Origin of the sequence: Niallia circulans (assembly GCF_007273535.1) — a bacterium.
GTDB lineage: Bacteria > Bacillota > Bacilli > Bacillales > Cytobacillaceae > Niallia > Niallia circulans_B.
Genome location: NZ_RIBP01000001.1, coordinates 1,165,485 through 1,187,991, shown reverse-complemented (window position 1 = coordinate 1,187,991; position 22,507 = coordinate 1,165,485). Strand labels below are relative to the sequence as shown.

The following is a 22,507-nucleotide window of genomic DNA, read 5'->3' as shown; positions in this document are numbered from 1 at the left end:
GCAATGAACCTACTGCATTCGCTAATATAATAAAAAATTTTCAAGCTTCCTTCATTTATTTACCATCTTACTAATAAAAAAGTTTAAAATCATATATTTACTACTTCTTAAGGCTTAGAAAAGAACAGGTCTTGTAGTCGATTACTTGTAAATCATTTACAGATACAATTAAAGGGAGAAGAATGCCAATTTGTGCGCAAAAGAACATTTATCACTGCACTCATAAATAACAGAAAATTTTGATATAGCAACGGTTTCTTTTTCGCTAAATATTAAGGGGGGAATATGCGAAAAATAGTTATTTTATTTTTGATCATAATATTTGCATTATGCGTACCAAAGACACTTAGTGCAAAGGAACTAACAACTCCGTCAGGAATTCCACTTACCAAATTAGAGAACTTTGTTGATGGCTATGTGAGTGATTATATTGGTAAGACGACAGCTGGTGCAAGCATTATCATCGTTAAAGATAATGAAGTGGTTTTTTCCAAAGGATATGGCTATGGAGATGTTGACAGCAAAAAGAAAATAGATCCGGATACATCAGTTTTTGAATGGGGTTCCATAAGTAAGTTGTTTGTTTGGGTAGCAGTAATGCAATTAGAGGAACAAGGAAAAATCAAGTTGGATGAAGATATTAGCAATTACTTGCCTAAAGGATTTCTCCATAAGTTGAAATATGAGGATCCCATAACCATGCTGAATTTAATGAATCATACAGCTGGTTTTGAGGAAAGAATATTTGACTTAGGATACGCGACAGATGTCCATCTGAAAACATTAGAAGAAGGATTGAAAATGCTTGAGCCGAACCAAATTTATCACCCTGGGGAAGTTGTGGCGTACTCCAATTATTCTACAAGCTTGGCGGCTTATATCGTTCAATTAATTACAGAACAAGACTTCAGTGATTATGTGGATGAGCATATATTTCAAAAGTTGGGGATTTCAGACACGACCTTCTATTTAGGTATAAATGAGCCGTTAACAAAGGAAAAAGTGAATGGTTATGAACTGCTTGGAACAGGGGAATTTAAACCATCAACACCTTATTATATGTCTATGTACCCGAGTGGAGGAATAAATGGAACAGCACAGGATTTAGCAGAATTTGCACGTGCATTGATGCCGCAGGTTAAGAGCTCCGTTTTATTTAAGAACGAAAATACGTTAAGTAACATGCTTGCGCAAAGTTATGCTGTTAATAGGAATGTTCCTGGTATTGCTCACGGTTTTTGGGAATATGATGGTAAGTCAAAAGGATTCACACATGGTGGTAATACGGCATCATTTTCAAGTAATTTTCATATAGTTCCGGAAGAAAACTTTGCTGTTATTGTGTTAACGAACCAAGCAGGCGAGGTTGATCTTACTTATGGGCTTACGAAAGAATTAGTTGGTGAGAGAGAAGTAAGTGACGTCAAATTAACAGACTTGCCAGATTCGAAAATAACCGAAGGAAAATATATTACCGCAAGACAAATAGAAAGCGGCTTCTTAAATGTGTATTTCAAGCTAATGCCACTTGTTGTGAAGTCAGTGAATGAAACTGATATAGAGGTTAGTTTGGCAGGGCAAACAGCTAATTACACGCAAATATATCCAAATGTTTATAAATTGAATAAAGGTCATTCTATGTTTATTCCGACAAATGTTCTTTATTTCTCATTCGAAGATGGCTCAGTTAATCAAATTCATACAGCCATTTCTGATTATCTGCCGATGAAGAATAACACTTACTGGCTAGCAATCAGCGCTATTCTATTCGCATATTGCGTCCTTTTCTTTATCATCTCTCCATTTGTTTTAATCATAACAAAATTAATAAATAAGAAGCGAAAACAGGTGAATTCAAAACTGAGAAAATGGATATATCTATTAAACATTGTTGGCACAGCATTTATAGTAAACATAATGGTATTAATAATAAGAATGCTAAGTAATAGTGAAAGAGGATATGCTGAAGTACTTCCACAAATAATCACGAATTATATTTTAACCGTTATAGCTGTGATAACTATTGCTTTCATATTATTTAAGTGGAAAAAGGTTGAATTAACTAAATTACAGAAGTGCTTTTATGTATTAACAATATTTTCAATTACCATGCTGATTTTTTTACTATTAACATGGCAGTTTTATAGTTAACTAAGTATTATCTTAAACCTAACACAAAAAAATTTGTAATAAGAGGTTTGAACGGTGGATGTCTATGAGGCATCCTTTTTTATCGCTGAATTTTAAAGTCTATTGCATCGTAATACGGTAAGTTTCATTTAACCGTCAATGAGACAGTCAACCCTAAGCAATGCAATAAATATAATTAATTATATACATTATTTATATAAAAGAAGTGAATGAAGCTATTATCTGAAAATATAGCGAAGTTTTGTAAAATACACATGACAATAAGGGCAACAGGGACAGATGAAAATGCTACGAATGAAGAAATAATCTTTACAAAAAAACTGTCCGTCTTAAAAAACATATAAGCTAATGGTACAAAATATACAAGACTGAATCCAAAGATAATAAGTAAAACCATGTCTTTCCTTCCTTCCTTATATTGGAACTTAATTTATCATAACAAAGTTATTGTTAGGTGTAAAGAATAACTATGTAGCGTAGTTTTAAAAAAACCGTCCAGTTTCTCTGAACGGAGATAATAAACATTAGGTTTAAATTCCTGTTTTAACTCCAAAAGCAACTAACATAATTCCAGTCGACTTTTGGAAGACTTTTTGGAACTTAGAATTGTTCAACCATTTTTTTGCATAATCAATAAGCTGCACAAGAAATAAGAACCATACAACAGCAAGTGATGTCAGAATGAGAGCTAAAATGATTAGCTGCTCGTTCACATTTTGCTTCAGATTGATAAATTGCGGCATGATCGTTATGTATACTAAAACAGTCTTTGGATTAAGGACATTGCTCAGCATGGCCTGCATAAAAGCCTCTTTATTATGACGTTTTGATGATTTTATTGGTGTGTTTGCTTGTGCTTGAATCTCCTTTAAAGAGAAGACGCTTTTAGTAAAAAAGCTTTTAATTCCTAAGTAAATTAAGTAAGCAGCCCCTAAATATTTTATGGTACTGAAAAGAATCACAGACTTTGCAATAACAACAGCTAAACCAAGAATTGCAATCAGTGTCCAAAAGCATAAACCTGTTGCCATTCCCAGAACAGTGAAGCGTCCTGCCTTTGCACCGTAACCGAGCGTGTTTTTCACAAGTAGCATTGTATCGGCTCCCGGAATTATAACCATCATCGCAGCAATTGTTACATATGTTAATAAGCTATCCATGTTACATTTCCCCCTTTTTTTGATAGTGACTACTCAGGTAACTACTTTTTAATGAGTATAGCAGATTGATTTGGAAATAATCAACAGATTTTGTTAAAATATTAGTTACAAACATAGATGGAGGCTTTATGAAAGAAAACATTCTCGAAACATTAAAAAATCTTCATTTTACGGAGTATGAAGCAAAAGCATATCTCACACTTTTACAGGATTCACCATTAACAGGGTATGCTGTTGCAAAAAATTCCGGTGTCCCACGTTCACGTATATATGAAGTTTTGGACAACCTAACAAGCCGAGGCGATATTTTAGTTAGTCTAGGTAATACGCCACAATACACACCAGTACCTGCGAAAGAGCTAATTAAAAACCGCAGACAAAAAGCAGAAGAGAACTTTGAGCTTGCCGAAAAATCATTAGCTCAGTTTGAGAACTCTGCAAATGATCGCGAGAATATTTGGAACATTATGGGCAGAAGTGAAATACTTGATAAAGTTAAAGCCTGTATCTCCTCAACTTCCACACGAATATTGCTTGAGGTTTGGAAAGAGGACTACGAAGTGCTGGAGGCGGAACTAAGACAAGCAGCAGAAAAAGGCGTCAACGTAACAATTATTGCCTACGGAGAAATTGTTTCTGATTTCGCTAACGTATATTTGCATTATATGGGCGATGCCATTACAGATGAGTATGGCGGAAGATGGATTGTAATAAGTGGCGATGACTCGGAAGTAGTTGCAGGAATTGTTTCACTTGGCGAGGACAGCCGTGCAGCATGGACGATGCATGTTGGATTAGTTATGCCAATAACAGAAGTGATGATCCACGATTTATATCTTATGGAAATTATGGCGAAGCACAGAGAACTATTAGAGGAAAGCTTCGGGGAAAATCTCATTCAGCTGCGCCGCAAATTTTCCATCCATCCAGACTTTAAGAAGCATTATGTGGACTAGTATATTTAATTTTTTTGTCAATTAAATAAAAGTGATGTGATAGGTTGATGAAGTATCCTCAAAAGGAATTTAATGATGAATTGCGGAAGCAGATTAAAAATAAAGAATTAGTTTTCACTAGCTTTTTAAAGGAATATGTAAGGGAAAAGAAGCCTGTATTAATGGAAGAAGGACTGTTTCTTGAAGCGGAATTTGTAATCGAAGGAAATGATCCATTTATCCCCGGCTATAATTCCTCTATTACAGTAGGCATCACTGAAAGCGAAGGAGAACTTCTAGATATACATATCATTTATATATGGGAGTGTACTTGTAGTTTTTTTGGTGTACCAATAGAACGAAGGATACCAGGCAGCAAGATCTCAGGAGAACTACTTGATGAAACAGTGGAAGAAATCGCAAAAGAATTAACACTTTTTCTTGATGAATTGGTGAGTGATTGTGAATAATACTTTGGTTTAGTTCCTTATATGGTTAGACTGAACAAGCTGCTTTATGGTAGCTTGTCTTCATTTGTTGTTATGTTAGGAGGTGAGAAAATGCTGCTTGTATATTATTTTGGACTTTGTGTTGGTTTCTTCCTAGTCATTTTAGCTATTTATGCTTTTCTTCAAATGCATCGGAAAAGGGCCTATCCGATTTCAAAAATAGGAAAAGCTAGTGGAGCAGTTGTTTTAGGCGCTTTAATCTTAATGGTGTTTTTACCAAGTCTAAAATACATGCTGTTAAAAGAATACGATGTTGTTAAAGGACAGTGTGTAATAGATGTGGATTCCGCTGGTCGTTCTTCAATGGCTGACTTCGTAATGCATGATACAAACGAAATATTTTCATTTAAGGACATTCCCCAACTAGATGCTTATGGAAGAAAAATACCGTATTATTGTGCAGTTACAGTCACAAAAGATCATATTTGGGAAATAAGCTATAAAATTTATGATATTGATACAAAAGAACTTATTGTAACAAGTAAATAATTGAATCTTAAAGAGAACCACTATACGTCTGAACAAATCCTATTGGATATATTAGAGATATGGAATTTTTTTAGGCGTATATGTAATAACATCAGAAGAATAAATCTCTACTTTAACATGGTTATTAACTGCTTTGGCACGGATGAGGATAGGTTGATTATAATCATTTTTAAAGATAAAATCTGGCCCATCCCAGCTAACCGTTGCATCCCTGTTAACTGGAACGTACGAAACGCCTTTACTGTGTGTAAAGCGCTTAACAATATTTAACCCTGCACTATCGACAGCATTAAAAAGCGTAGAGGATACTTGGCAAATTCCGCCGCCGAATTCTTCAGAGTATTCCCCGTTAACGATTGCAGTTGACGGCAGATATCCTCTATCAACTGTTCTTTCTCCAACGACCTTATTAAAGGAAAACACCTCACCTGGGAAGAGAACATTATTATTGATTGCTTTTGCTGCAAGGTCAATATTGTTTTTTCTTTGTGTATTGTAAGGACTATAAAATGTTATATATTCCCCAATTTTTTCTCCTCTAATGTTTCCAAGTAACTCACTGTCCACACGAGGATAATTAGCGACTATCGGCAGTTCGATGGTCGATGTGCCTTTATTAAAAAAATAAGACAGCATTTCTTCTGTGAACATTCTTCTGTTTAAGCGATAGCCTATTTGTTCTGATGTAATATTGCCGTTTGCGTCTAAAAAAGCATTCTTAGGTTTTTTGCTAACTTGCTCATCTATTTCATTCATAAAGTCTTTCACTTTTTTCGTGTCTATAAAAGGCAGTACTGGGAACTGCATTGAAAAGTTAGACCGATTTACTACATACATTTCATCGCCCTTGTTTGTAATAATTAAGTTATCTTGTACATTTTCTTGCTGCGTATAAATTAAAAGTGCAAGCATCCAACTAAGTAACATTTGCAAACCCTCCCTATTATCAGTGTGGGATAATAGCCTGGTTTTTATGTAAGCTTTATAACATAATCACAGTTAAATACCTTGAAGGAACCATTTTTTGTTCTAGGCATATAACTAACATATGTCGGTTCACAGGTGCTGAATATCATGAAACTGGAAGAAAAAGCAATGTTAGATAGTGCTGTCATTAGAGAGATACAGCGAGATCTCGATCTCATTATTGCCGCCCTATTATTAACGGGACAAATAACGTTAACAAGAATATACTTTGGACCAGGTTATTTTGGTGTAACTGTTGGTGGTCCAATTACAGGAGTTTCGAGGTTAGAGGGAAAAGGGAAGAATCATTTGTTTAACTTTTCGTTAGATGTTATTGATATCTTAGTGGCCATTCTTCTAATAAAGGACGAAATAAACCTTGTGGGGCTTTTTATTTCCTCTGATGCAAGATTCTCTCTAAGTATAAGCGGTCCACTATTAGGCAGGGAGAAAGTAGTCCCCGTACTGCCATATTTGAAAAGGAATCAAAGGGAGCTTAATGAAATTGTGAGCTCTAACTACATTATTGATAATAGGTTATTGGAAAAATTAAAAAAGTGCTAATGAGGTGACACAAATGGCTTTAACTGATTTACCAACAATTAAAGGTGCAAATAAAACAAGTTTGTTTCTGATTGCCTTGCCTATTGTTATTTTTATTTTTTTCTTTACACAGGATAAGGATGTTTCTTCGTGATAGGAGATTTGCAGCTGCCATATTGGCAGCTTTTTTTTGTGTAATAACAAAAACTTATTCTTCACGATAATAAATTTCGATGCTAAACAATCATCAATTAGTTATATAGTATAGGAAAGAGGTGAGGGAAATGAATAATCATAATTCCAACGAAATAAAGTTTAAAGTGCAGCAGCAATTCGGAGCAAACGCCAAAAAGTATGTAGAAAGTAAAAGCCATTCATCAGGGGAAGACTTAAAAATGTTACTTGAGTGGACTGACCCGAAAGAGAGTTGGACTGTACTTGATATTGCAACAGGCGGCGGACATGTTACAAAGCTTATAGCTCCACATGTTCACCAAGTAATTGCAACAGATATTACAAGAGAAATGCTACAAGAAGCGAAGCGTTTTGTAGACTTAACTGTTTCCAATGTTAATTACATTGTCGCAGATGCTGAAAGCTTACCATTCTTAGACGATACCTTTGATCTAGTTACATGCAGAATTGCGGCACATCATTTTCCTAATGCGAAAGAATTTATAAAAGAAGCACACCGCGTATTAAAGCCAGACGGAAGGTTGTTATTAGTTGATAATATTGCACCAAGTGAACCTCAGCTTGATGAGTTTATTAATACTTTAGAACAGCTGAGAGATCAAAGCCATGTTCGCTGCTATTCACAAAATGAGTGGCAAAGCTGGATAGACGAAGCTGGTTTTGGACTTGTGAAAGCGAATGTAAGAAAAAAACAACTGGAATATCAAAGCTGGGTCGAACGAACAACTAGTTCGAATGAGCAAATCTCAAAAGTAGCACTGTACATACAAGCCGCCGAAAAACAGGTGAAGGATTATTTCGATATTCAATTGACACGAAATGCAATCCAGTCTTTTAAACTCGACGAACTGATTGCATTGATAGAGAAGAAATAATTACAAAAAAGATAAGCTGTGGTCAGCTTATCTTTTTATTTGCACAGAACCAGTTTTATCTTCTTTTATAAACCAAGACCCGCCAATTAAGAAAAAGCCGCTAAACAGAAACACAGATAGAATGCCCATCCACGATCCTACAAGGCCAAAGAATATTGGTGCTATTAATTGGGATAATCTATTTGTAGATAGTCGTAAACCAAGCACTTCGCCAGTTCTATTTAACGGGGAAGCGTTATAAGTAGTGGTTAGGGATAATGGCTGGCCACAGCCAAGCCCAAACCCCATTAAGCAGCTAAATATACAGTAAAAAATCAGACTTCCTGTAAATGGAATAAGCAGAAAAGCGGCTCCTGCCAAGATTACGGAAATAAATAAAATGAAGTCCCTGCTCATTAGTATAAGAAGCCTTGGTAAAACAAACCGAATAATAATCATCGCTAATCCTTGTAAGGAAATAACGAGCCCTATTTGGGAATTAGATAAATGTGCTTCCTTTGCAAGAATTGGAAAGTAGGCAACGAAAATATCCCTGGAGTATAAGACTAAAGCGCTTGAAAATAAAGCCTTCTTCAGTAAAGGGATTTTTAATAGGCCGATTGACTCGATGATGCTTTTCTTTTCACTCACGTTCTTTTTAATGGCAGGAACTTTAAAGCTTATGAAAATTGGGAAAATAGCTAATAGGAGGGAAACGAGAAACACACTATTATAGTTATAATGTTCGGAAATATAGCCTCCTAGTATTGGTCCTATTAACGAGGCTGCTGCAACTGCCATGCCAAACATACTGAAATACTGATCACGATTCGATTCCGTAGCAATATTTCCAATGACATTTTGCAGGGAAACAGCGATAAAGATATTGGATATCCCAACAATAAACTGACTAATATAAAGTGCCCAGATCGTGGTGAAGAAGTATGGGAAAAACATTCCAACAGCTAATCCAATCATCCCAAAAATAACTGGATAGCGATCACCATACTTATCCGCTATTCTGCCTGCCTGTAAGGCAAATAGCAGTGGGAAAAAAGCAAATGCAGCTGTTAAAATGCCTATTTCAAATGTATTTGAGCCTAAGTTAGAAGCATATAGCGTGATAATTGGCCGAGTAATATTAATAATTAATTGAAACGCAAAAACCGAAAATATAATAATTTTTAATATCATCTATATCTCCCCATAATAAAAAGGAAGAGCTGTGGTCTTCCTTTCCTAACTAGTTATTTAACAGAGTTGATCATTTGATCAAGGTATTTAATAATTTCTTCTTTATTTCCTGAAACTTTTTCTTCTCTTAACTTATCCTTATCCACTCTATCAAGTGATTTTGTCAATATTTCTTCTTCCTGCTCCTGTGGAATTACAACAACACCATCAATATCACCGACAATTATATCACCTGGTTTTACCGTAACGCCTCCACAAGAAATTGGGACATTAATCTCTCCCATGCCAGCTTTTCCTCCTGCTGCGACAGTTGTTCCTTTACAGAAAACAGGGAAGTCAAGTTCTTTAATGCCATTAATATCTCTAATAGCACCATCTACAACAAATGCACCAACCCCAAGCGTTTTGGCCATACCAATCACAAAGTCTCCAGCAGCAGCTCTATATGTATCTCCCTTTGCATCAACAATAATAACATTATTGGGGTTGGCTGCTCTAATGGCCTTTAATACAGCTAAATTATCACCAACGGGAAGCTTAACAGTCAATGCTCTCCCAGCAAATGAATATCCCTCTTTAATAGGCTTTATAGTAGGATCAAGGTTATTTAATCCATTCATTGTATCGGAAATGGATGTAGTAGGAATCCCTTTAAATTGCTCTATTATTTTTTCCATGTAGACCTCTCCTTATAATGGTTTTCTATTATTATACAAAACTTACACATTAGGATAGAAATCAATAAAAGTAATCGTTATCTATAAAAAAAAGTGATGGTTAAATGTTCATATTTAAAAAACAAAAATAAAAAATAGTTATGGATAAACATAAAAAAGCGATATTTCATTTATCGTTAGCTTTATATTACAGTGATAGTAGAAATTCAATATTGAAAGTCTACAAGAACAAAACAAATAGGGAGATGGAATGATGAAGGCATATAAGCTAGGAGTATTACAGGGTGACGGTATTGGGCCAGAAATTGTAAGCGCTACAGTTAAGGTGTTTAAAGCAGCTGCACAGGAATTAGATGTTAAGTTTGATTGGATGGAGCTTCCGATGGGCTGGGAGGGGATTGAAAAGTATAATGATCCAACACCTACCTATACGAAGGAAATGTTAAATGACTGTGATGGCTGGATACTAGGGCCGCACGATTCTGCAGCATATCCGCCAGAACATAAAGCAAAAAGAAACCCAAGCGGTGAGCTGCGCCATACTTTAGATTTATACGCAAATATCAGACCAGCAAAAACAATGCCTGGGGCGAAAAGCGTTGTCGGTGAAGCAGATTTGATTATTTATCGCGAAAATACAGAAGGCTTCTATACAGATAGAAACATGCATATTGGCGGAGGAGAATGGCAAATAACACCAGAAGTTGTCGTATCTGCAGGCGTTTTTACGAAGAAAGCCGCTGAAAGAATTGCACATGCTGCCTTTAAAATGGCCATGCAGCGCAGAAAAAAAGTAACAATTGTTCATAAAGCAAATGTTATCAAATTAGGAACAGGTCTTTTCCTAAATACATGTAAAGAAGTAGCAATTCAATATCCAGAGGTTACCGTTGATGACTATCATATCGATGCAATGACAGCACACTTAGTCCGCAGAGCAAAAGATTTTGATATTATAGTAACAGAGAATATGTTTGGAGATATTTTATCAGACTTAGCTGGTGAATTAGTTGGAAGCCTTGGATTAGCTCCTTCTATCAATACGAATGAAAATCAGGCAATGGCTCAAGCTGCTCACGGATCAGCTCCAGATATTGCTGGGAAGAATATTGCCAATCCAATTGGAATCATGCTGTCGACAGTTATGCTGATGGATTGGTTAAGTGAAAGACATCATGACGCAAAATTACACCAGGTTGGCGAGCTTGTGGAACAAGGAATAAATAGCTGCCTTAAAGACGGGACAATGACTGGAGACTTAGGAGGCACAGCCTCAACGTCTGAGTTTGCAGAGGCAATTATCGCAAGAATTGGTGAGTTAGCTGTCAAATAAATGAAAACGCATTCAGTGTGTTTGGGGGTATAAATTTGTTATCAATTCTAGGGTTTCTAACTATTGCGGTGTTTACGTACTTAGTCATGTCTAAGCGCTTAATTGCCTTTACAGCTATCATATTTGTTCCTGTGATTTTTGCCTTACTTGGGGGATTTGGGTCAGAATTAGGGGATATGATGGTTCAAGGGGTAGAGCTTACCGCTCCAACGGCAGTGCTTCTACTATTTGCCATTCTTTACTTTGGTATCATGATGGATACTGGTTTATTTGATCCTGTTAGTAATATGATTTTAAAGATTGCTAAAGGAGATCCAGTTAAAATAGCAATGGGGACTGCTATATTAGCATTGCTTGTAGCATTAGACGGGGATGGGACAACAACATATATGATTATTTGTTCAGCGATGCTGCCTGTGTATCGAAAAATTGGCATGAATCCACTAATATTAGCAACTGTCTCTATAATGTCATTAGGAATTATTGCCGGAAGTACACCATGGGGCGGATCTGCAACAAGAGCAATAAGTGTGCTAGGACTTAATGCTAATGAATACTTTATTCCAATGCTGCCAGTAATGGTGGCTGGTGCGATTTCTACACTAGCGATTGCATACTTTTTAGGAAAAAGAGAGCGTAAACGTCTTGGCGCGGAAGTTATTGCTAAATACAATCAAGAGATTGCAGCAACAGCAGAAGTTTCAGTAAAGAAAAATTCTAAAATCATTTGGTTTAACCTATTTCTAACTTTAGCAATAATGGGAGTCTTAATCCTTGATGTAGTAGAATTGTATATTCTCTTTATCATTGGGTTTGCTATAGCTTTAGTAGTTAACTTCCCAAATATTGAAGAACAGAAAAAGGTGCTAAAACAACATGCCTCTAATGCCATACCAGTTGTATCACTTGTACTGGGAGCTGGTATATTCACAGGTATCCTTCAAGGTACAGAAATGGTTGACCATATGGCAAATGATATTGTTTCGATTATTCCAAGTGCGTTTGGAGACTACTATACTATCATTGTTGCAATTATTGGTCTGCCGCTTAGCTTTCTTATGTCTAATGATGCCTTTTTCTTCGGAGCATTACCAGTATTAGCAGAGGCAGGCAGTCAGTATGGTGTTGATTCTGTCAGTATTGCAAGAGCATCTGTGATTGGACAGACAATACACTTAATAGGTCCAACATCAGCACCATTATGGGTGTTAATCGAATTAATCAGAAGTGATTTAGGAAAACTGCAAAAATATACAATGGGCTGGATTCTCTTAACTGCCGTTGTCATGATCATCGTTGGAATCTTAACAGGAGCAATGGTCCTGTGAGTTCAAGAAACTAAATGTAACCACATACAATAGCCCTTGCGAAAGGGCTATTTATATTATGAAGGAGGATGAAAATGGAACTCGAATTTTTCATGGCATTACTGTCCATTATTGTTATTGATTTAGTATTGGCAGGAGATAATGCCATATTAATAGGGCTAGCTGCTAGAAACTTGCCAAAAGACCAGCAGAAAAAGGTTATTATGTGGGGGGCTGTTGGTGCGATTATTATTCGAATTGCAGCTACGCTTGCGGTTGTGTGGCTATTAAAAGTACCAGGTCTACATCTAGCAGGCGGGTTAATGCTAGTTTTCATTGCTTATAAACTATTAGTTGAGAATGAGGAGCATAGTGATATAAAATCAAGCCATAATTTTTGGGGTGCTGTCAGAACAGTTATTATTGCAGACGCCTTAATGGGTTTAGATAATGTGCTAGCAGTTGCGGGAGCTGCCCATGGCAGTATCCTATTAGTAGTCATTGGGTTATTAATTTCCATTCCTGTCGTGATGTGGTGCAGTACATTAATATTAAAATGGATAGAGCGCTTTCCAGTCATTATTACTGTTGGTGCAGGGATTTTAGCGTGGACAGCCTCGAAAATGATCGTCGCGGAACCCTTTATAGGTACATACTTCCAAAACCCATTATTAAAGTATGGCTTTGAACTATTAGTTATTGCATTGGTAGTTGGGATAGGGGTTTATAAAAATAAGAAAGCGGCAGATATTCCAGCGGGTGATGTAGCTTCTGCTGAAGTAAAGGAATCAATTGATTTTATGGATGAGGAAAAACCTGAAGAATTTCTGAATGGCGAAAATATAGAGAGCCATAAAGAACGGGAAAGAGAGCTGACAAAGGTTTGATGAAAAAAGAAGGTGCCGAATTTCAAATCGGCACCTTCTTTTTTTAACTATCTTTCCACAACAGAAACAATTTTTGTCTCGCCAGCAGCTAAAGTATCAGCATCCTGCCATATAAGCGAATAGTTCTTATTTTTGATATTCGGCAAAATTACTAATATTAGCGGACTATAAGCATTTTCATTTAAATAATTCAGATCAAATTCAAGGAGAGCATCGCCCATTTTCACCGATTCACCAAGTGTGACTAAAGCTTTAAAGTAATCACCCTTTAAGGAAGCGGTTTCAAGACCGATGTGGATCAAAACATCTATATCCTCTGAATTTCTTACTGTCATAACATGGTTCGTATGAGAAATATGGGTAATCTCACCAGAAACGGGTGAAACAATTTTACCATTGGAAGGATGGACGGCGAAGCCTTCACCAACAAGCTTATTACTGAAAATTGGATCTGGTACAGTTTCTAAAGAGACAAACTTTCCATCTGCAGGAGTAAAAATAGAATTTGCTTCTGTTTTCTTCTGATGACTATTTTTAAACATTATTTAATCTCCTTTCATACAAGAGATACTAAATCTCCTGTTCCCTTTAAAAGTAAATGTAACGAGTGGCAAACTGTTCGTCAATTCCTTTCTAGAAGAACAACAATATACAAACCTTGAAACCTAGTGATACCAACAGTTTCATGCATTATTCTAATTAAGAATGAACAGCGATAATGAAAAGTTATGAAAAGAATCTCTCCTAAAATAGAGGTAATAACCCTTTGTATCCATAACTTTTTTTTATGATTTTTGATAAAAAACGTATATTTTTTATTATGGTTTAAATGTAATAGAATAAATGTAGAAAGTAAGTATTAACCAGTTAATTCATACAACAATAAAGGTGGTTATCTGATGGCAAATTATAAATTAGGTGTTCTTTATGGAGACGGAATTGGTCCTGAAATTGTGAAAGCGTCTGTAGAAGTATTGAAGGCTGCCACTGTACAAGCGAATAATGGTACGACTTTTGAATATAAAGAGCTGCCTATGGGCTGGGAAGGTATTAAAAAATATAATGACCCTGTTCCAGAAATAACAAAAAAAGAGCTGGAGGATACGAATGGCTGGCTGATGGCTCCACATGATTCAGCAGCTTACCCTGATGAGCACAGAATCTCAAAGCGCAATCCAAGTGGTGAACTTAGACATCATTTTGATTTATATTCTAATGTACGTCCAAGCCGTGCCTTGCCTGGGACTACTAGTTTAGTAGGAAATGCAGATCTTGTTGTTTTTAGAGAAAATACGGAGGGCTTCCTGTCTGATAGAAATATGTATAAAGGGACAGGAGAATACATGGTAAATAAGGATGTTGCATTAGTAACAGGCGTATTTACAAGACAAGCAACAGAAAGAATTGCCCATGAAGCATTTAAGCTGGCAATGACAAGACGAAAAAAAGTAACAATCGTTCACAAAGCCAATGTAATCAAGTTTGCCTATGAATTATTCCGTGATGTTTGCTACGAGGTTGGCGAAAAGTATTATCCAGAAGTAGAAGTGAATGATTTTCATATTGATGCAATGACAGCACACTTAGTAAGAAGAGCAGAAGAGTTTGATGTCATCGTAACTACTAATCTATTTGGTGACATCCTATCAGATCTTGCTGGTGAACTTGTTGGAAGTCTTGGTTTGTCAGCATCACTCAATACAAATGGTGAGCAAGCAATGGCACAGGCAGCACACGGTTCAGCACCGGACATTGCCGGTCAGAATGTTGCAAACCCAACAAGTATGCTGCTTTCAACAGTGATGCTCCTACAGTGGCTGGCAAACCATCACGATGATCATCATTTAAATGACATTGCCGAAGTAATCGAAAATGCTGTCTTACAAACAATCGCCGAAGGACCAACTACCCGTGACCTTGGCGGAATGGCATCTACGACAGAATTTACAGAAGCTGTTATCACAAGAATGCAAGCATAAATAAAATAAAAACCAAACGGGTATCTGTTTGGTTTTTTCTATAGGAGGATGAATTCATGAATAGTAGCAATGAGCTGATAGCATGTGGCAAATATATGCTCCATAATAATTTGGCATGGGGAACATCAGGCAATATCAGCAGCAGAGTCGATGAAAATACAATGCTGATAACCGCTTCAGGAACCTTTATGGGGGATTTGAAAGACGAAGATTTTGTTCTATTTGACCTTCAGAATGAACAAAATTTAAGTGAACGAAAAGCCTCGAAAGAAACGCCAATGCATACAGGGATTTATAAAACAAGGCCAGATGTACAAGCGGTTATCCATTCATCGCCATTCTATACAACGCTCTTTGCATGCAGTAAAGAACCAATACTGGCAAACCTGTTTATAGAAAACTTTTATTACCTGGAAAATATCGGCTATGTAGATTATTTTCATCCAGGAACAAGAGAGCTAGGAGAAGCGATAGCGGAAGAGGCAAAGAAATCGGATGTCATCATGATGCGCAATCATGGTGTAGTAGTAATGGATTCCTCCATTTCTGAAGCTTTAATGAGAATAGAAACATTAGAAATGACGTGCAGAATGATGTTAACAGCGAAATCCAGTGGGGTTGAATTACATTCACTGCCAAGCTTTAAAGTGACAGAGTTTTTGGAAGAGTCCCTTTATAAGCCAAGGATTAAACGATAAGGAGGCATTACGATGATTGGTGTTGTAGCAGATGATACAACTGGCGCAAATGATATTGGCATTATGTTTTCAAAAAGCGGTTATAAGGTAAAGGTGCTTACCTTTGAAGAAAATATGGAAATAGTCAAAGATGCAGATGTAGTTATAATTGATACAGACAGTCGCTTAGACAGTCCAAAAACTGCTTATGATAAGGTTTGTAAAGCAACTAAGATTTTACAGAATGCAAATTGTTCGATGTACTACAATAAAACATGCTCCGTGTTTAGAGGGAATATTGGGGTAGAATTTGACGCCATGCTCGATGAATTGGAAGAAGATTTTGCGATTATTTCACTATCCTTTCCACAAAACGGCCGAACTACCGTAAATGGGATTCACAAGGTTAATGGGAATAGACTAGAAGATTCAGAGTTCCTCCATGATCCTGTTCATCCCACGATAGAGTCAAACTTAGAATCCATCTTGAAAAAACAAACGAGAAGAAAAGTGACTTCTATTTATTTAGATGTAGTCAGAAAAGGTCCCGAAGAATTAAAAACGGCGATTGAAAAGGCAAAAAACGATTATCAGTACGTACTCATTGATGGGGAAACACAAGAGGATCTCCACATTATCGCCCAAGCTGCAGCAGGATATAAAGTACTCGCTGGAAGCTCTGCCTTAGGAGAGGAATTGCCTAAAGCACTGCCGAAATCAGAATTTCCTCATTTAGCTAGTACTGTCTCAATAAAGGATGAAAATGGAGTATTAATAATATCTGGAAGCTTAACTCCGCAAACAAAGGAGCAGACGAAGGAATTAATAGACTCTGGCGTTTCAGCTATTGTTGTTGATTCAAGAAAAATCTTAGACAGCACTTATCAAGAAGAACTGGAAAAAGTGTATCATGAAGCAAAATTGCTGTTTAAAGACGGAAAAGATGTGTTAATTATGGCGGAAAATAATCCAAGCATTGTGAAGGAAACCAAGGAAATAGGAAAACTAAAGGGCTTAAGTGAACTAATTATCAGTAAAAAAATCTCCAGCTTTTTAGCCGCTGTTGCTAAAAGACTGACTGACTCTTTAGGTTTAAAAAGAATTGTCGTTGCGGGCGGAGACACTTCTGGCACTGTATGCAGGCATTTAGAAATTAAAGGGAATTATATTGTGAAGGAAATTGATACAGGTGTGCCTTCTGGATTAGTAATTGATAAGGAAATGTTAATTGTTCTTAAATCAGGAAGTTTCGGTAAAACCGACTTTCTTGTTAAAGCGGTTACACACCTGAAGGAACTAACTTCCTTGTAAGTGCGCTTTCTAAATCGATTAACGTTCTATATAATTTAACTAGAAGTTATGATTTCAGGAGGTAAAACATGGACAAACGAGATTGGCAGATATTGCAGAAGTTATACAAGGAAAAAAATATAACAAAAGTTGCAGAAAGTCTGTTCATGTCACAGCCAGCACTTACAAAAAGAATTCAGCAAATTGAAGCAGAATATAAGGTGACAATTGTTCATCGCAGTAAAAAGGGAATTCAGTTCACTCCTCAAGGAGAATACCTCGTAAACTATGCAGATGAAATGATAAAAAGAGATATAGAAGTACAGGATCATTTAGCTAATATGGATGACGAGATTTCCGGTACATTACGGTTGGGTGTGTCTAGTTTTATAACAAGAAAAATCCCCCCTGTTCTTAAGGAGTTTAAATCAAGACATCCAAAGGTCAATTTCAGCTTAACAAGCAAATGGAGCAGCCAAATTTTTAATCAAGTGTACAATCACGAAATCCATATTGGCTTTGTACGAGGTGATTATAAGTGGATTGGCGGTAAAAGATTATTATTAGAAGAGAACTTATCGCTAGTAGCGCATAGTAAGGTTGATTTAGAAGACCTGCCAACATTACCGCGTATTGATTATATTTGTGATGTTAAGCTACAAGATATGATCGATACATGGTGGTCAGAGAACTTTTCTGTACCCCCGAAGGTAGGTATTAAAGTAGATAAGACAGACACTTGCCGTGAAATGGTAGCACATGATTTAGGATACGCAATTATGCCTAGCCTAGTTATTAAAAACACAGGTAATTTATATCAGCTACCATTAAATGACAAGGATAATAACCCAATCACCAGACATACTTGGATGTTCTATAACCAAGATGACTATAATTTAAAATTAGTAAAAACATTTATTGAGTTTATGGACGAAATAAACTTTCAAGATATGATATCGAAGCAGGTTTAAAAAAAGGATGGAGTGTGGAACATGAAAAAATATAAGGTCGGTTTAATTCATGCTACACTGAACGCAGTTAACCCATTATTGGAGGCTTTCGCAAAGAATTTCCCTGAAATTGAAACGTTTAATTTCATGGATGAGGGACTGCTCAAAGCATTAGACAAAGAAGGAGAAATTACCCCAGCATTAGTAGAACGCTTTGCGAGTTTACTAGGGAGAGCGGTGGAGACAGAGGTGGATGGAATACTTCTATCCTGCTCTGCCTACAGTCCAACAATTACAGAAATGCGCAAAAGATTTCCACAGCTTCCAATTGAAAATGTAGATGATGCGATGATTGAACAAGCCGTTAAGCTCGGAAGGAAAATAGGTGTCGTCGCCACAGTAGCAACTGCAGGTCCAACTACAGAAAAAGCCGTACTTGAAAAGGCAGAAGCTTTAGGAAAAGAAGTAGAGGTGCTTGTTGAAGTTAATACAGAGGCTTTTACTGCTCTAAGTAAAAAAGACTACGAAACACATGACAGTTATATTGCAAGCAGTGTCAATAAACTGCTCAACAATCAAGTCGATGTCATTATATTGGCTCAGCTTTCGATGGCAAGAGCAAAGACTGCTTTGAAGGATGTTGAAATTCCGATATTGACTAGTCCAGAAATAAGCTCTAATAAGATTGTCAGTGAGCTAGAATCATTTTATCGTTAAATATAAGGAAGACCTTCATCTAAATGGAGGTCTTCCTTATATTAGGATACACAAGAAAAATTATAAATTAATCATAATTACCATGTTATACTTATATTGGTATTATAATACAGAGAAAAACCTGGAGAAATCCAAAAAATTCTCCAGTCAGGGGGACTCATGCGTGATTGCATCTATCGTTTACATCGTGTTAGTTGTTGGAGGGTTAGTGTATTTAATCAAGAAAAAGCGTGATACAGAAGCAAAATTTCCATTAAAAATAATTGGTTATTATATTTTAGGTGTATTTGCATTTAAATTTAATGGAATTGCCTTGCCGCTTGGTTTAATTATCTATTTACTGTTTTTCCGGCCTAAGGTAAATGCAGATATTAAACGACAAGCAGCCATCTTTGGTTTCATCATATTTATCATTGTTCAATGGATTACACCAATTACTGTGGATATGTGGGAAAGCCGTACGATAACAATTGAGCATGAATTAGAATCGGCGTATACAATTGATTTTGCTAACGAGAATGAATTGGTTACGAAGGAATTAAAACTAGAAGAGAGTAATATAAAGCTCGATAATTTTAGGATGAACTATACCCAATCTGGCAAAATAACAGACTTAAGCTGGGAGATGATTGGGGAAGCAGACAATGAGTATAATTATTATAGAATTCAATACTCTACAGATAAGAAAGAATACGAAATATCTAAAAGTCATCATGAAGCATGGAGCCAATTTGTGTTTCTAGTTGATACAAAGTATTATTTCGGAAATTTGGATTTGCTTGATATTCAAGATATTACAATTGCCAAAGGTAAGTTTTCTTCATATAAATTATTCGGTTTCGGAGAAAGATCACAATATGGCTTTACCGAAAATGAACCACATGTCATTTCAAATGGAGAAATAAAGAAATTAGATGAAAAACAGTTGCCAGTTGAAGCTTATTATATTTCCACAAATGCTCTGAAGAAGATGAGCGAGGAGACAGATGAACAAGGTAATATCGTTCAAGAAGGCTGGGAAGGAACTGAATTCACAGATTATCTTTTTGATATCACTCCTATTGAGGATGAAGAGGAATTTTAATATTGAATACTGTATTAATAAAATAAATAAGGGGGATACTGATTGTTCCCTTGAAATTTGCCATTCTAAGCTAAACCTTTGAAAAGCCTGCCTCATTATATATATAAACTATAAAATTCCCAAATTATAATAAAACTGTAAGTTATTATTTTATTTTCCTCCTAAACAATGTTATAACTAGAAAGGTATTTATTTATAAGAGGTGAATAATGATTAATCAAATCTACTTACGAAGAAAAACCAAACTCATACTTAACAAAAGCAAGGAACCCACACCGCAACTCCATTATATAGCCACCATCGCAGCTAATTTCGAGTCACTGGGCTATTCACTGTCAAAGCCTGTCATAGATATCCTTTATACATATTCCACAGACCAGCTTAACGAATTCTATTTAACCACTATCCATAGCTTGCAAGAGTTATTGGGTGCTGATAAGACCTATAAGCCAATGTATCCTGATTTTCCACAACAGGTAATGAAAGCAAGTGATGCAGAATTATATATAAATGCGCTTATTCATTACGCTTCTTTTGGTACGATTTTGCCTGAATATGAACAGCAGACAAGATTTCCATTGTATGACAGGACAAAACTAAAGCTGATTGCCCTTGGATCAATGAATGATTTTCTGACGATTTTCCGGAACCTTCTCTCTTCAAAAACATCTTTATCAGAAAGTGATAGGGAAGATTTAGCAGATGTGTTTGCTAGTTTGCCAGAACATGTAGAGCAAATAATTCCGCAAGACATTCCTCTTAAGGAGAATGTTGCATTGCTCGGAAAATTAACAGTCGAAAACAGCCTTAACTACAAACTGCTGATTCCATATGTTAAAACGGCGACAGACGTGTTAAGGATTGCAGTTTCTCTATCTGATGGAGACATCAGTTTAGCAGCAAATACACGCTTTAAGAGCTTTAAAAGAAAAGAAAGGCGTTTATTACTAGCTTTACTTGAAAATTGCGGAAGCATAGAAGAGGATATGAAGCGATATAAAAACAGATGGATTAGATTAGGGGAGCGACTGCATCCTGCAGAATACAAGCAATTTACAAAAGTGAACGAAGCATTTTCAAAGCTGAGAAACAATGAGGATATTCCTACATTTAATGGGCTTGTGGCACAGGCACTGCAAAATAACCAAATAGACGAGGCGATTAGGTTATTATCAAGCAGACCTGGGGAGTTTGCCCGCAAGCTTGATCAGCTTCTACGCTTGCATCTCAAACCTCAGTCTGTGATAGACAGCTTTCAGCTAGTGGCTGATAAAGTCGAGACGACAGTACTGCTGCAAGTAAGAGAGCATTTCAAGCATAGAAATGAAGACAAAGAAAAGAGGTCGTTTTTCCCTAAAGGCAATGTTGCTAAGATGTATGTAATTGATTATACCTTGCCTGCAATAGACGCAAATGTTTGCGAAGCTGCTGTCTCAGTCTGCGAAAAAAGCTTGATTGAAGCATACAAGCAAAAGGAACCGCTTGGAAAGGTCTATTTGGATGAAGCGCTCAAAAATTATATTGTTCCATTTTCGCAGCGCTCTGCCAATAAGTCGTTAAAATCTGTTGTCAGGGGCTCAAAGATAGATATAGCTGAGTCAACGAATACAATTAGAACCTTTATATATTGGAAAGACGGGTCAAATGAATGGGGCACAGATATCGATTTATCTGCTGTTATGTATGATGAATCATGGGGATACTTGGAACATGTTTCATATACACATTTAAGATCTTCTAAGTATAAATCATGTCACAGCGGAGATATTACATCAGCACCAGCTGGCGCAAGTGAGTTCATTGATTTAGACATACAGTCGGTCCGAAATTTTGGCGGAAGATATGTAGTGTTTTCTATACATTCTTTCAGCGGGGAAGCTTTTAATCAGCTGCCAGAATGCTTTATGGGCTGGATGAGCAGAGAAGATCCTAATTCCGGGGAAATATATGAACCAAAAACAGTTGAGAACAAACTGGATATTACATCAGATTCCATGATTTGTATTCCTATGATTCTCGATTTATATGAGAATCAAGTTATTTGGACAGATATTGCACTTCGTACTGAACCTGAATATGCTAATAATGTAGAAGAAAATCAAATGGGTATGGTTTTGATGGGGAAGGCGTTAACCACACTCGTCAAACCAAACTTATATGATTTATTTAAGCTTCATATTGAGGCAAGAGGAGAACTTTCTGATAAGATAGAGGAAGCAGATTTAGTATTCTCTGTTGATAAAGGGATTACTCCTTTTGATTTGGATATCATTGTTTCAGATTATCTATAAAATACATATTGGGCTATTATCCATCTTCCTTCTAACTCTCGTATCTTGTAAAATGTTAGATGGATAGCTTTCCCGATTGATTTAAGGCTATGCCATACCTTCCTTCTTAAACTCTCAAGTTTTATCGAACTTAGGTACGGCAGTTTCCTTGTAAAGTCAGGCTCTTATTAGGGTCTGGCTTTATTTATTGTAGTTTTGGGGTTTTATCCTGATTGATGAGTTGAAGTGCGGATTTAAAAAGTGTTGATTTATTGGATATTTTAACGACTGACTAATTTCCCCTTATCTTTAATAAAGAACCACGTAAGCGTTAGTAAAT

20 protein-coding genes and 1 pseudogene are annotated in these 22,507 nt (G+C 36.3%); 16 read left to right on the top strand and 5 right to left on the bottom strand.

What is annotated here, in order from left to right:
- Positions 1–285 precede the first annotated feature (285 nt).
- Positions 286–2,151 carry a serine hydrolase domain-containing protein gene (locus CEQ21_RS06695; protein ID WP_185763805.1) on the top strand — a complete coding sequence of 622 codons (1,866 nt, stop codon included), beginning with the start codon at positions 286–288 and terminating at the stop codon, positions 2,149–2,151.
- A 530-nt stretch (positions 2,152–2,681) separates the two neighbouring features.
- On the opposite strand, the gene CEQ21_RS06690 is transcribed toward CEQ21_RS06695, so the two are convergent.
- A complete protein-coding gene (locus tag CEQ21_RS06690; protein ID WP_185763804.1) occupies positions 2,682–3,311 on the bottom strand; it encodes a homoserine/threonine efflux transporter in 630 nt (209 codons plus the stop codon).
- A 128-nt stretch (positions 3,312–3,439) separates the two neighbouring features.
- On the opposite strand from CEQ21_RS06690, the gene CEQ21_RS06685 reads away from it, so the two are divergent.
- From CEQ21_RS06685 to CEQ21_RS06675, 3 genes are all read left to right on the top strand, one after another.
- Positions 3,440–4,267, top strand: coding sequence for a TrmB family transcriptional regulator (locus tag CEQ21_RS06685; RefSeq protein WP_185763803.1), 828 nt, complete (start codon positions 3,440–3,442; stop codon positions 4,265–4,267).
- Between the two features lie 47 nt (positions 4,268–4,314).
- Positions 4,315–4,716, top strand: a complete 402-nt coding sequence (locus CEQ21_RS06680; RefSeq protein WP_185763802.1) for a hypothetical protein — start codon at positions 4,315–4,317, stop codon at positions 4,714–4,716.
- 90 nt (positions 4,717–4,806) lie between these two features.
- On the top strand, positions 4,807–5,244 hold the full coding sequence (locus tag CEQ21_RS06675) for a hypothetical protein (RefSeq protein WP_185763801.1): 438 nt from the start codon (positions 4,807–4,809) through the stop codon (positions 5,242–5,244).
- Between the two features lie 51 nt (positions 5,245–5,295).
- Here the strand turns inward: CEQ21_RS06675 and CEQ21_RS06670 are convergent, their stop codons facing one another.
- Positions 5,296–6,171, bottom strand: coding sequence for a VanW family protein (locus tag CEQ21_RS06670; RefSeq protein WP_185763800.1), 876 nt, complete (start codon positions 6,169–6,171; stop codon positions 5,296–5,298).
- A 147-nt stretch (positions 6,172–6,318) separates the two neighbouring features.
- On the opposite strand from CEQ21_RS06670, the gene CEQ21_RS06665 reads away from it, so the two are divergent.
- Positions 6,319–6,774 (top strand): hypothetical protein, encoded by a 456-nt coding sequence (locus CEQ21_RS06665; protein WP_185763799.1) that lies wholly within the window; start codon positions 6,319–6,321, stop codon positions 6,772–6,774.
- 263 nt (positions 6,775–7,037) lie between these two features.
- Positions 7,038–7,823 (top strand): class I SAM-dependent methyltransferase, encoded by a 786-nt coding sequence (locus CEQ21_RS06660; RefSeq protein ID WP_185763798.1) that lies wholly within the window; start codon positions 7,038–7,040, stop codon positions 7,821–7,823.
- Between the two features lie 27 nt (positions 7,824–7,850).
- Here the strand turns inward: CEQ21_RS06660 and CEQ21_RS06655 are convergent, their stop codons facing one another.
- Together CEQ21_RS06655 and CEQ21_RS06650 are read right to left on the bottom strand one after the other, a co-directional pair.
- Complete coding sequence (locus CEQ21_RS06655) at positions 7,851–8,996, bottom strand: MFS transporter (protein WP_185763797.1); 1,146 nt, start codon at positions 8,994–8,996, stop codon at positions 7,851–7,853.
- Positions 8,997–9,049: 53 nt separating this feature from the next.
- Positions 9,050–9,673 carry an RraA family protein gene (locus CEQ21_RS06650; protein WP_185763796.1) on the bottom strand — a complete coding sequence of 208 codons (624 nt, stop codon included), beginning with the start codon at positions 9,671–9,673 and terminating at the stop codon, positions 9,050–9,052.
- A gap of 253 nt (positions 9,674–9,926) precedes the next feature.
- Between CEQ21_RS06650 and CEQ21_RS06645 the strand changes: the two genes are divergently transcribed.
- The 3 genes and pseudogenes from CEQ21_RS06645 to CEQ21_RS06635 all read left to right on the top strand — a co-directional run.
- Positions 9,927–11,006 (top strand): isocitrate/isopropylmalate dehydrogenase family protein, encoded by a 1,080-nt coding sequence (locus tag CEQ21_RS06645; protein WP_185764124.1) that lies wholly within the window; start codon positions 9,927–9,929, stop codon positions 11,004–11,006.
- Between the two features lie 35 nt (positions 11,007–11,041).
- Entirely contained in the window at positions 11,042–12,334 is a 1,293-nt protein-coding gene (locus CEQ21_RS06640) for a CitMHS family transporter (RefSeq protein WP_185763795.1), read from the top strand.
- Between the two features lie 74 nt (positions 12,335–12,408).
- Positions 12,409–13,086 (top strand): annotated as a pseudogene (locus tag CEQ21_RS06635) (TerC family protein); the annotation flags it as partial.
- Positions 13,087–13,247: 161 nt separating this feature from the next.
- On the opposite strand, the gene CEQ21_RS06630 reads toward CEQ21_RS06635, so the two are convergent.
- Entirely contained in the window at positions 13,248–13,742 is a 495-nt protein-coding gene (locus CEQ21_RS06630) for a PTS sugar transporter subunit IIA (RefSeq protein ID WP_185763793.1), read from the bottom strand.
- A 357-nt stretch (positions 13,743–14,099) separates the two neighbouring features.
- Here CEQ21_RS06630 and CEQ21_RS06625 point away from each other — a divergent pair, with 357 nt between their 5' ends.
- The 7 genes from CEQ21_RS06625 (at position 14,100) to CEQ21_RS06595 (ending at position 22,188) form a co-directional block, all read left to right on the top strand.
- Positions 14,100–15,179, top strand: coding sequence for an isocitrate/isopropylmalate dehydrogenase family protein (locus CEQ21_RS06625; protein ID WP_185763792.1), 1,080 nt, complete (start codon positions 14,100–14,102; stop codon positions 15,177–15,179).
- Between the two features lie 56 nt (positions 15,180–15,235).
- On the top strand, positions 15,236–15,877 hold the full coding sequence (locus CEQ21_RS06620) for a class II aldolase/adducin family protein (RefSeq protein ID WP_185763791.1): 642 nt from the start codon (positions 15,236–15,238) through the stop codon (positions 15,875–15,877).
- Positions 15,878–15,889: 12 nt separating this feature from the next.
- Positions 15,890–17,167, top strand: a complete 1,278-nt coding sequence (locus CEQ21_RS06615) for a four-carbon acid sugar kinase family protein (protein WP_185763790.1) — start codon at positions 15,890–15,892, stop codon at positions 17,165–17,167.
- 68 nt (positions 17,168–17,235) lie between these two features.
- Positions 17,236–18,117 (top strand): LysR family transcriptional regulator, encoded by an 882-nt coding sequence (locus tag CEQ21_RS06610; protein WP_185763789.1) that lies wholly within the window; start codon positions 17,236–17,238, stop codon positions 18,115–18,117.
- A 21-nt stretch (positions 18,118–18,138) separates the two neighbouring features.
- Positions 18,139–18,813, top strand: coding sequence for an aspartate/glutamate racemase family protein (locus CEQ21_RS06605; RefSeq protein ID WP_185763788.1), 675 nt, complete (start codon positions 18,139–18,141; stop codon positions 18,811–18,813).
- 163 nt (positions 18,814–18,976) lie between these two features.
- Entirely contained in the window at positions 18,977–19,897 is a 921-nt protein-coding gene (locus CEQ21_RS06600) for a hypothetical protein (protein ID WP_185763787.1), read from the top strand.
- Positions 19,898–20,106: 209 nt separating this feature from the next.
- Positions 20,107–22,188, top strand: coding sequence for a TerD family protein (locus CEQ21_RS06595; protein ID WP_185763786.1), 2,082 nt, complete (start codon positions 20,107–20,109; stop codon positions 22,186–22,188).
- Positions 22,189–22,507 lie beyond the last annotated feature (319 nt).

Excerpts from the sequence above, each read along its gene's own strand:
- CEQ21_RS06695 (WP_185763805.1), top strand. The coding sequence starts at position 286 with ATGCGAAAAATAGTTATTTTATTTTTGATCATAATATTTGCATTATGC.
- CEQ21_RS06690 (WP_185763804.1), bottom strand. The coding sequence starts at position 3,311 with ATGGATAGCTTATTAACATATGTAACAATTGCTGCGATGATGGTTATA.
- CEQ21_RS06685 (WP_185763803.1), top strand. The coding sequence starts at position 3,440 with ATGAAAGAAAACATTCTCGAAACATTAAAAAATCTTCATTTTACGGAG.
- CEQ21_RS06680 (WP_185763802.1), top strand. The coding sequence starts at position 4,315 with ATGAAGTATCCTCAAAAGGAATTTAATGATGAATTGCGGAAGCAGATT.
- CEQ21_RS06675 (WP_185763801.1), top strand. The coding sequence starts at position 4,807 with ATGCTGCTTGTATATTATTTTGGACTTTGTGTTGGTTTCTTCCTAGTC.
- CEQ21_RS06670 (WP_185763800.1), bottom strand. The coding sequence starts at position 6,171 with ATGTTACTTAGTTGGATGCTTGCACTTTTAATTTATACGCAGCAAGAA.
- CEQ21_RS06665 (WP_185763799.1), top strand. The coding sequence starts at position 6,319 with ATGAAACTGGAAGAAAAAGCAATGTTAGATAGTGCTGTCATTAGAGAG.
- CEQ21_RS06660 (WP_185763798.1), top strand. The coding sequence starts at position 7,038 with ATGAATAATCATAATTCCAACGAAATAAAGTTTAAAGTGCAGCAGCAA.
- CEQ21_RS06655 (WP_185763797.1), bottom strand. The coding sequence starts at position 8,996 with ATGATATTAAAAATTATTATATTTTCGGTTTTTGCGTTTCAATTAATT.
- CEQ21_RS06650 (WP_185763796.1), bottom strand. The coding sequence starts at position 9,673 with ATGGAAAAAATAATAGAGCAATTTAAAGGGATTCCTACTACATCCATT.
- CEQ21_RS06645 (WP_185764124.1), top strand. The coding sequence starts at position 9,927 with ATGAAGGCATATAAGCTAGGAGTATTACAGGGTGACGGTATTGGGCCA.
- CEQ21_RS06630 (WP_185763793.1), bottom strand. The coding sequence starts at position 13,742 with ATGTTTAAAAATAGTCATCAGAAGAAAACAGAAGCAAATTCTATTTTT.
- CEQ21_RS06625 (WP_185763792.1), top strand. The coding sequence starts at position 14,100 with ATGGCAAATTATAAATTAGGTGTTCTTTATGGAGACGGAATTGGTCCT.
- CEQ21_RS06620 (WP_185763791.1), top strand. The coding sequence starts at position 15,236 with ATGAATAGTAGCAATGAGCTGATAGCATGTGGCAAATATATGCTCCAT.
- CEQ21_RS06615 (WP_185763790.1), top strand. The coding sequence starts at position 15,890 with ATGATTGGTGTTGTAGCAGATGATACAACTGGCGCAAATGATATTGGC.
- CEQ21_RS06610 (WP_185763789.1), top strand. The coding sequence starts at position 17,236 with ATGGACAAACGAGATTGGCAGATATTGCAGAAGTTATACAAGGAAAAA.
- CEQ21_RS06605 (WP_185763788.1), top strand. The coding sequence starts at position 18,139 with ATGAAAAAATATAAGGTCGGTTTAATTCATGCTACACTGAACGCAGTT.
- CEQ21_RS06595 (WP_185763786.1), top strand. The coding sequence starts at position 20,107 with ATGATTAATCAAATCTACTTACGAAGAAAAACCAAACTCATACTTAAC.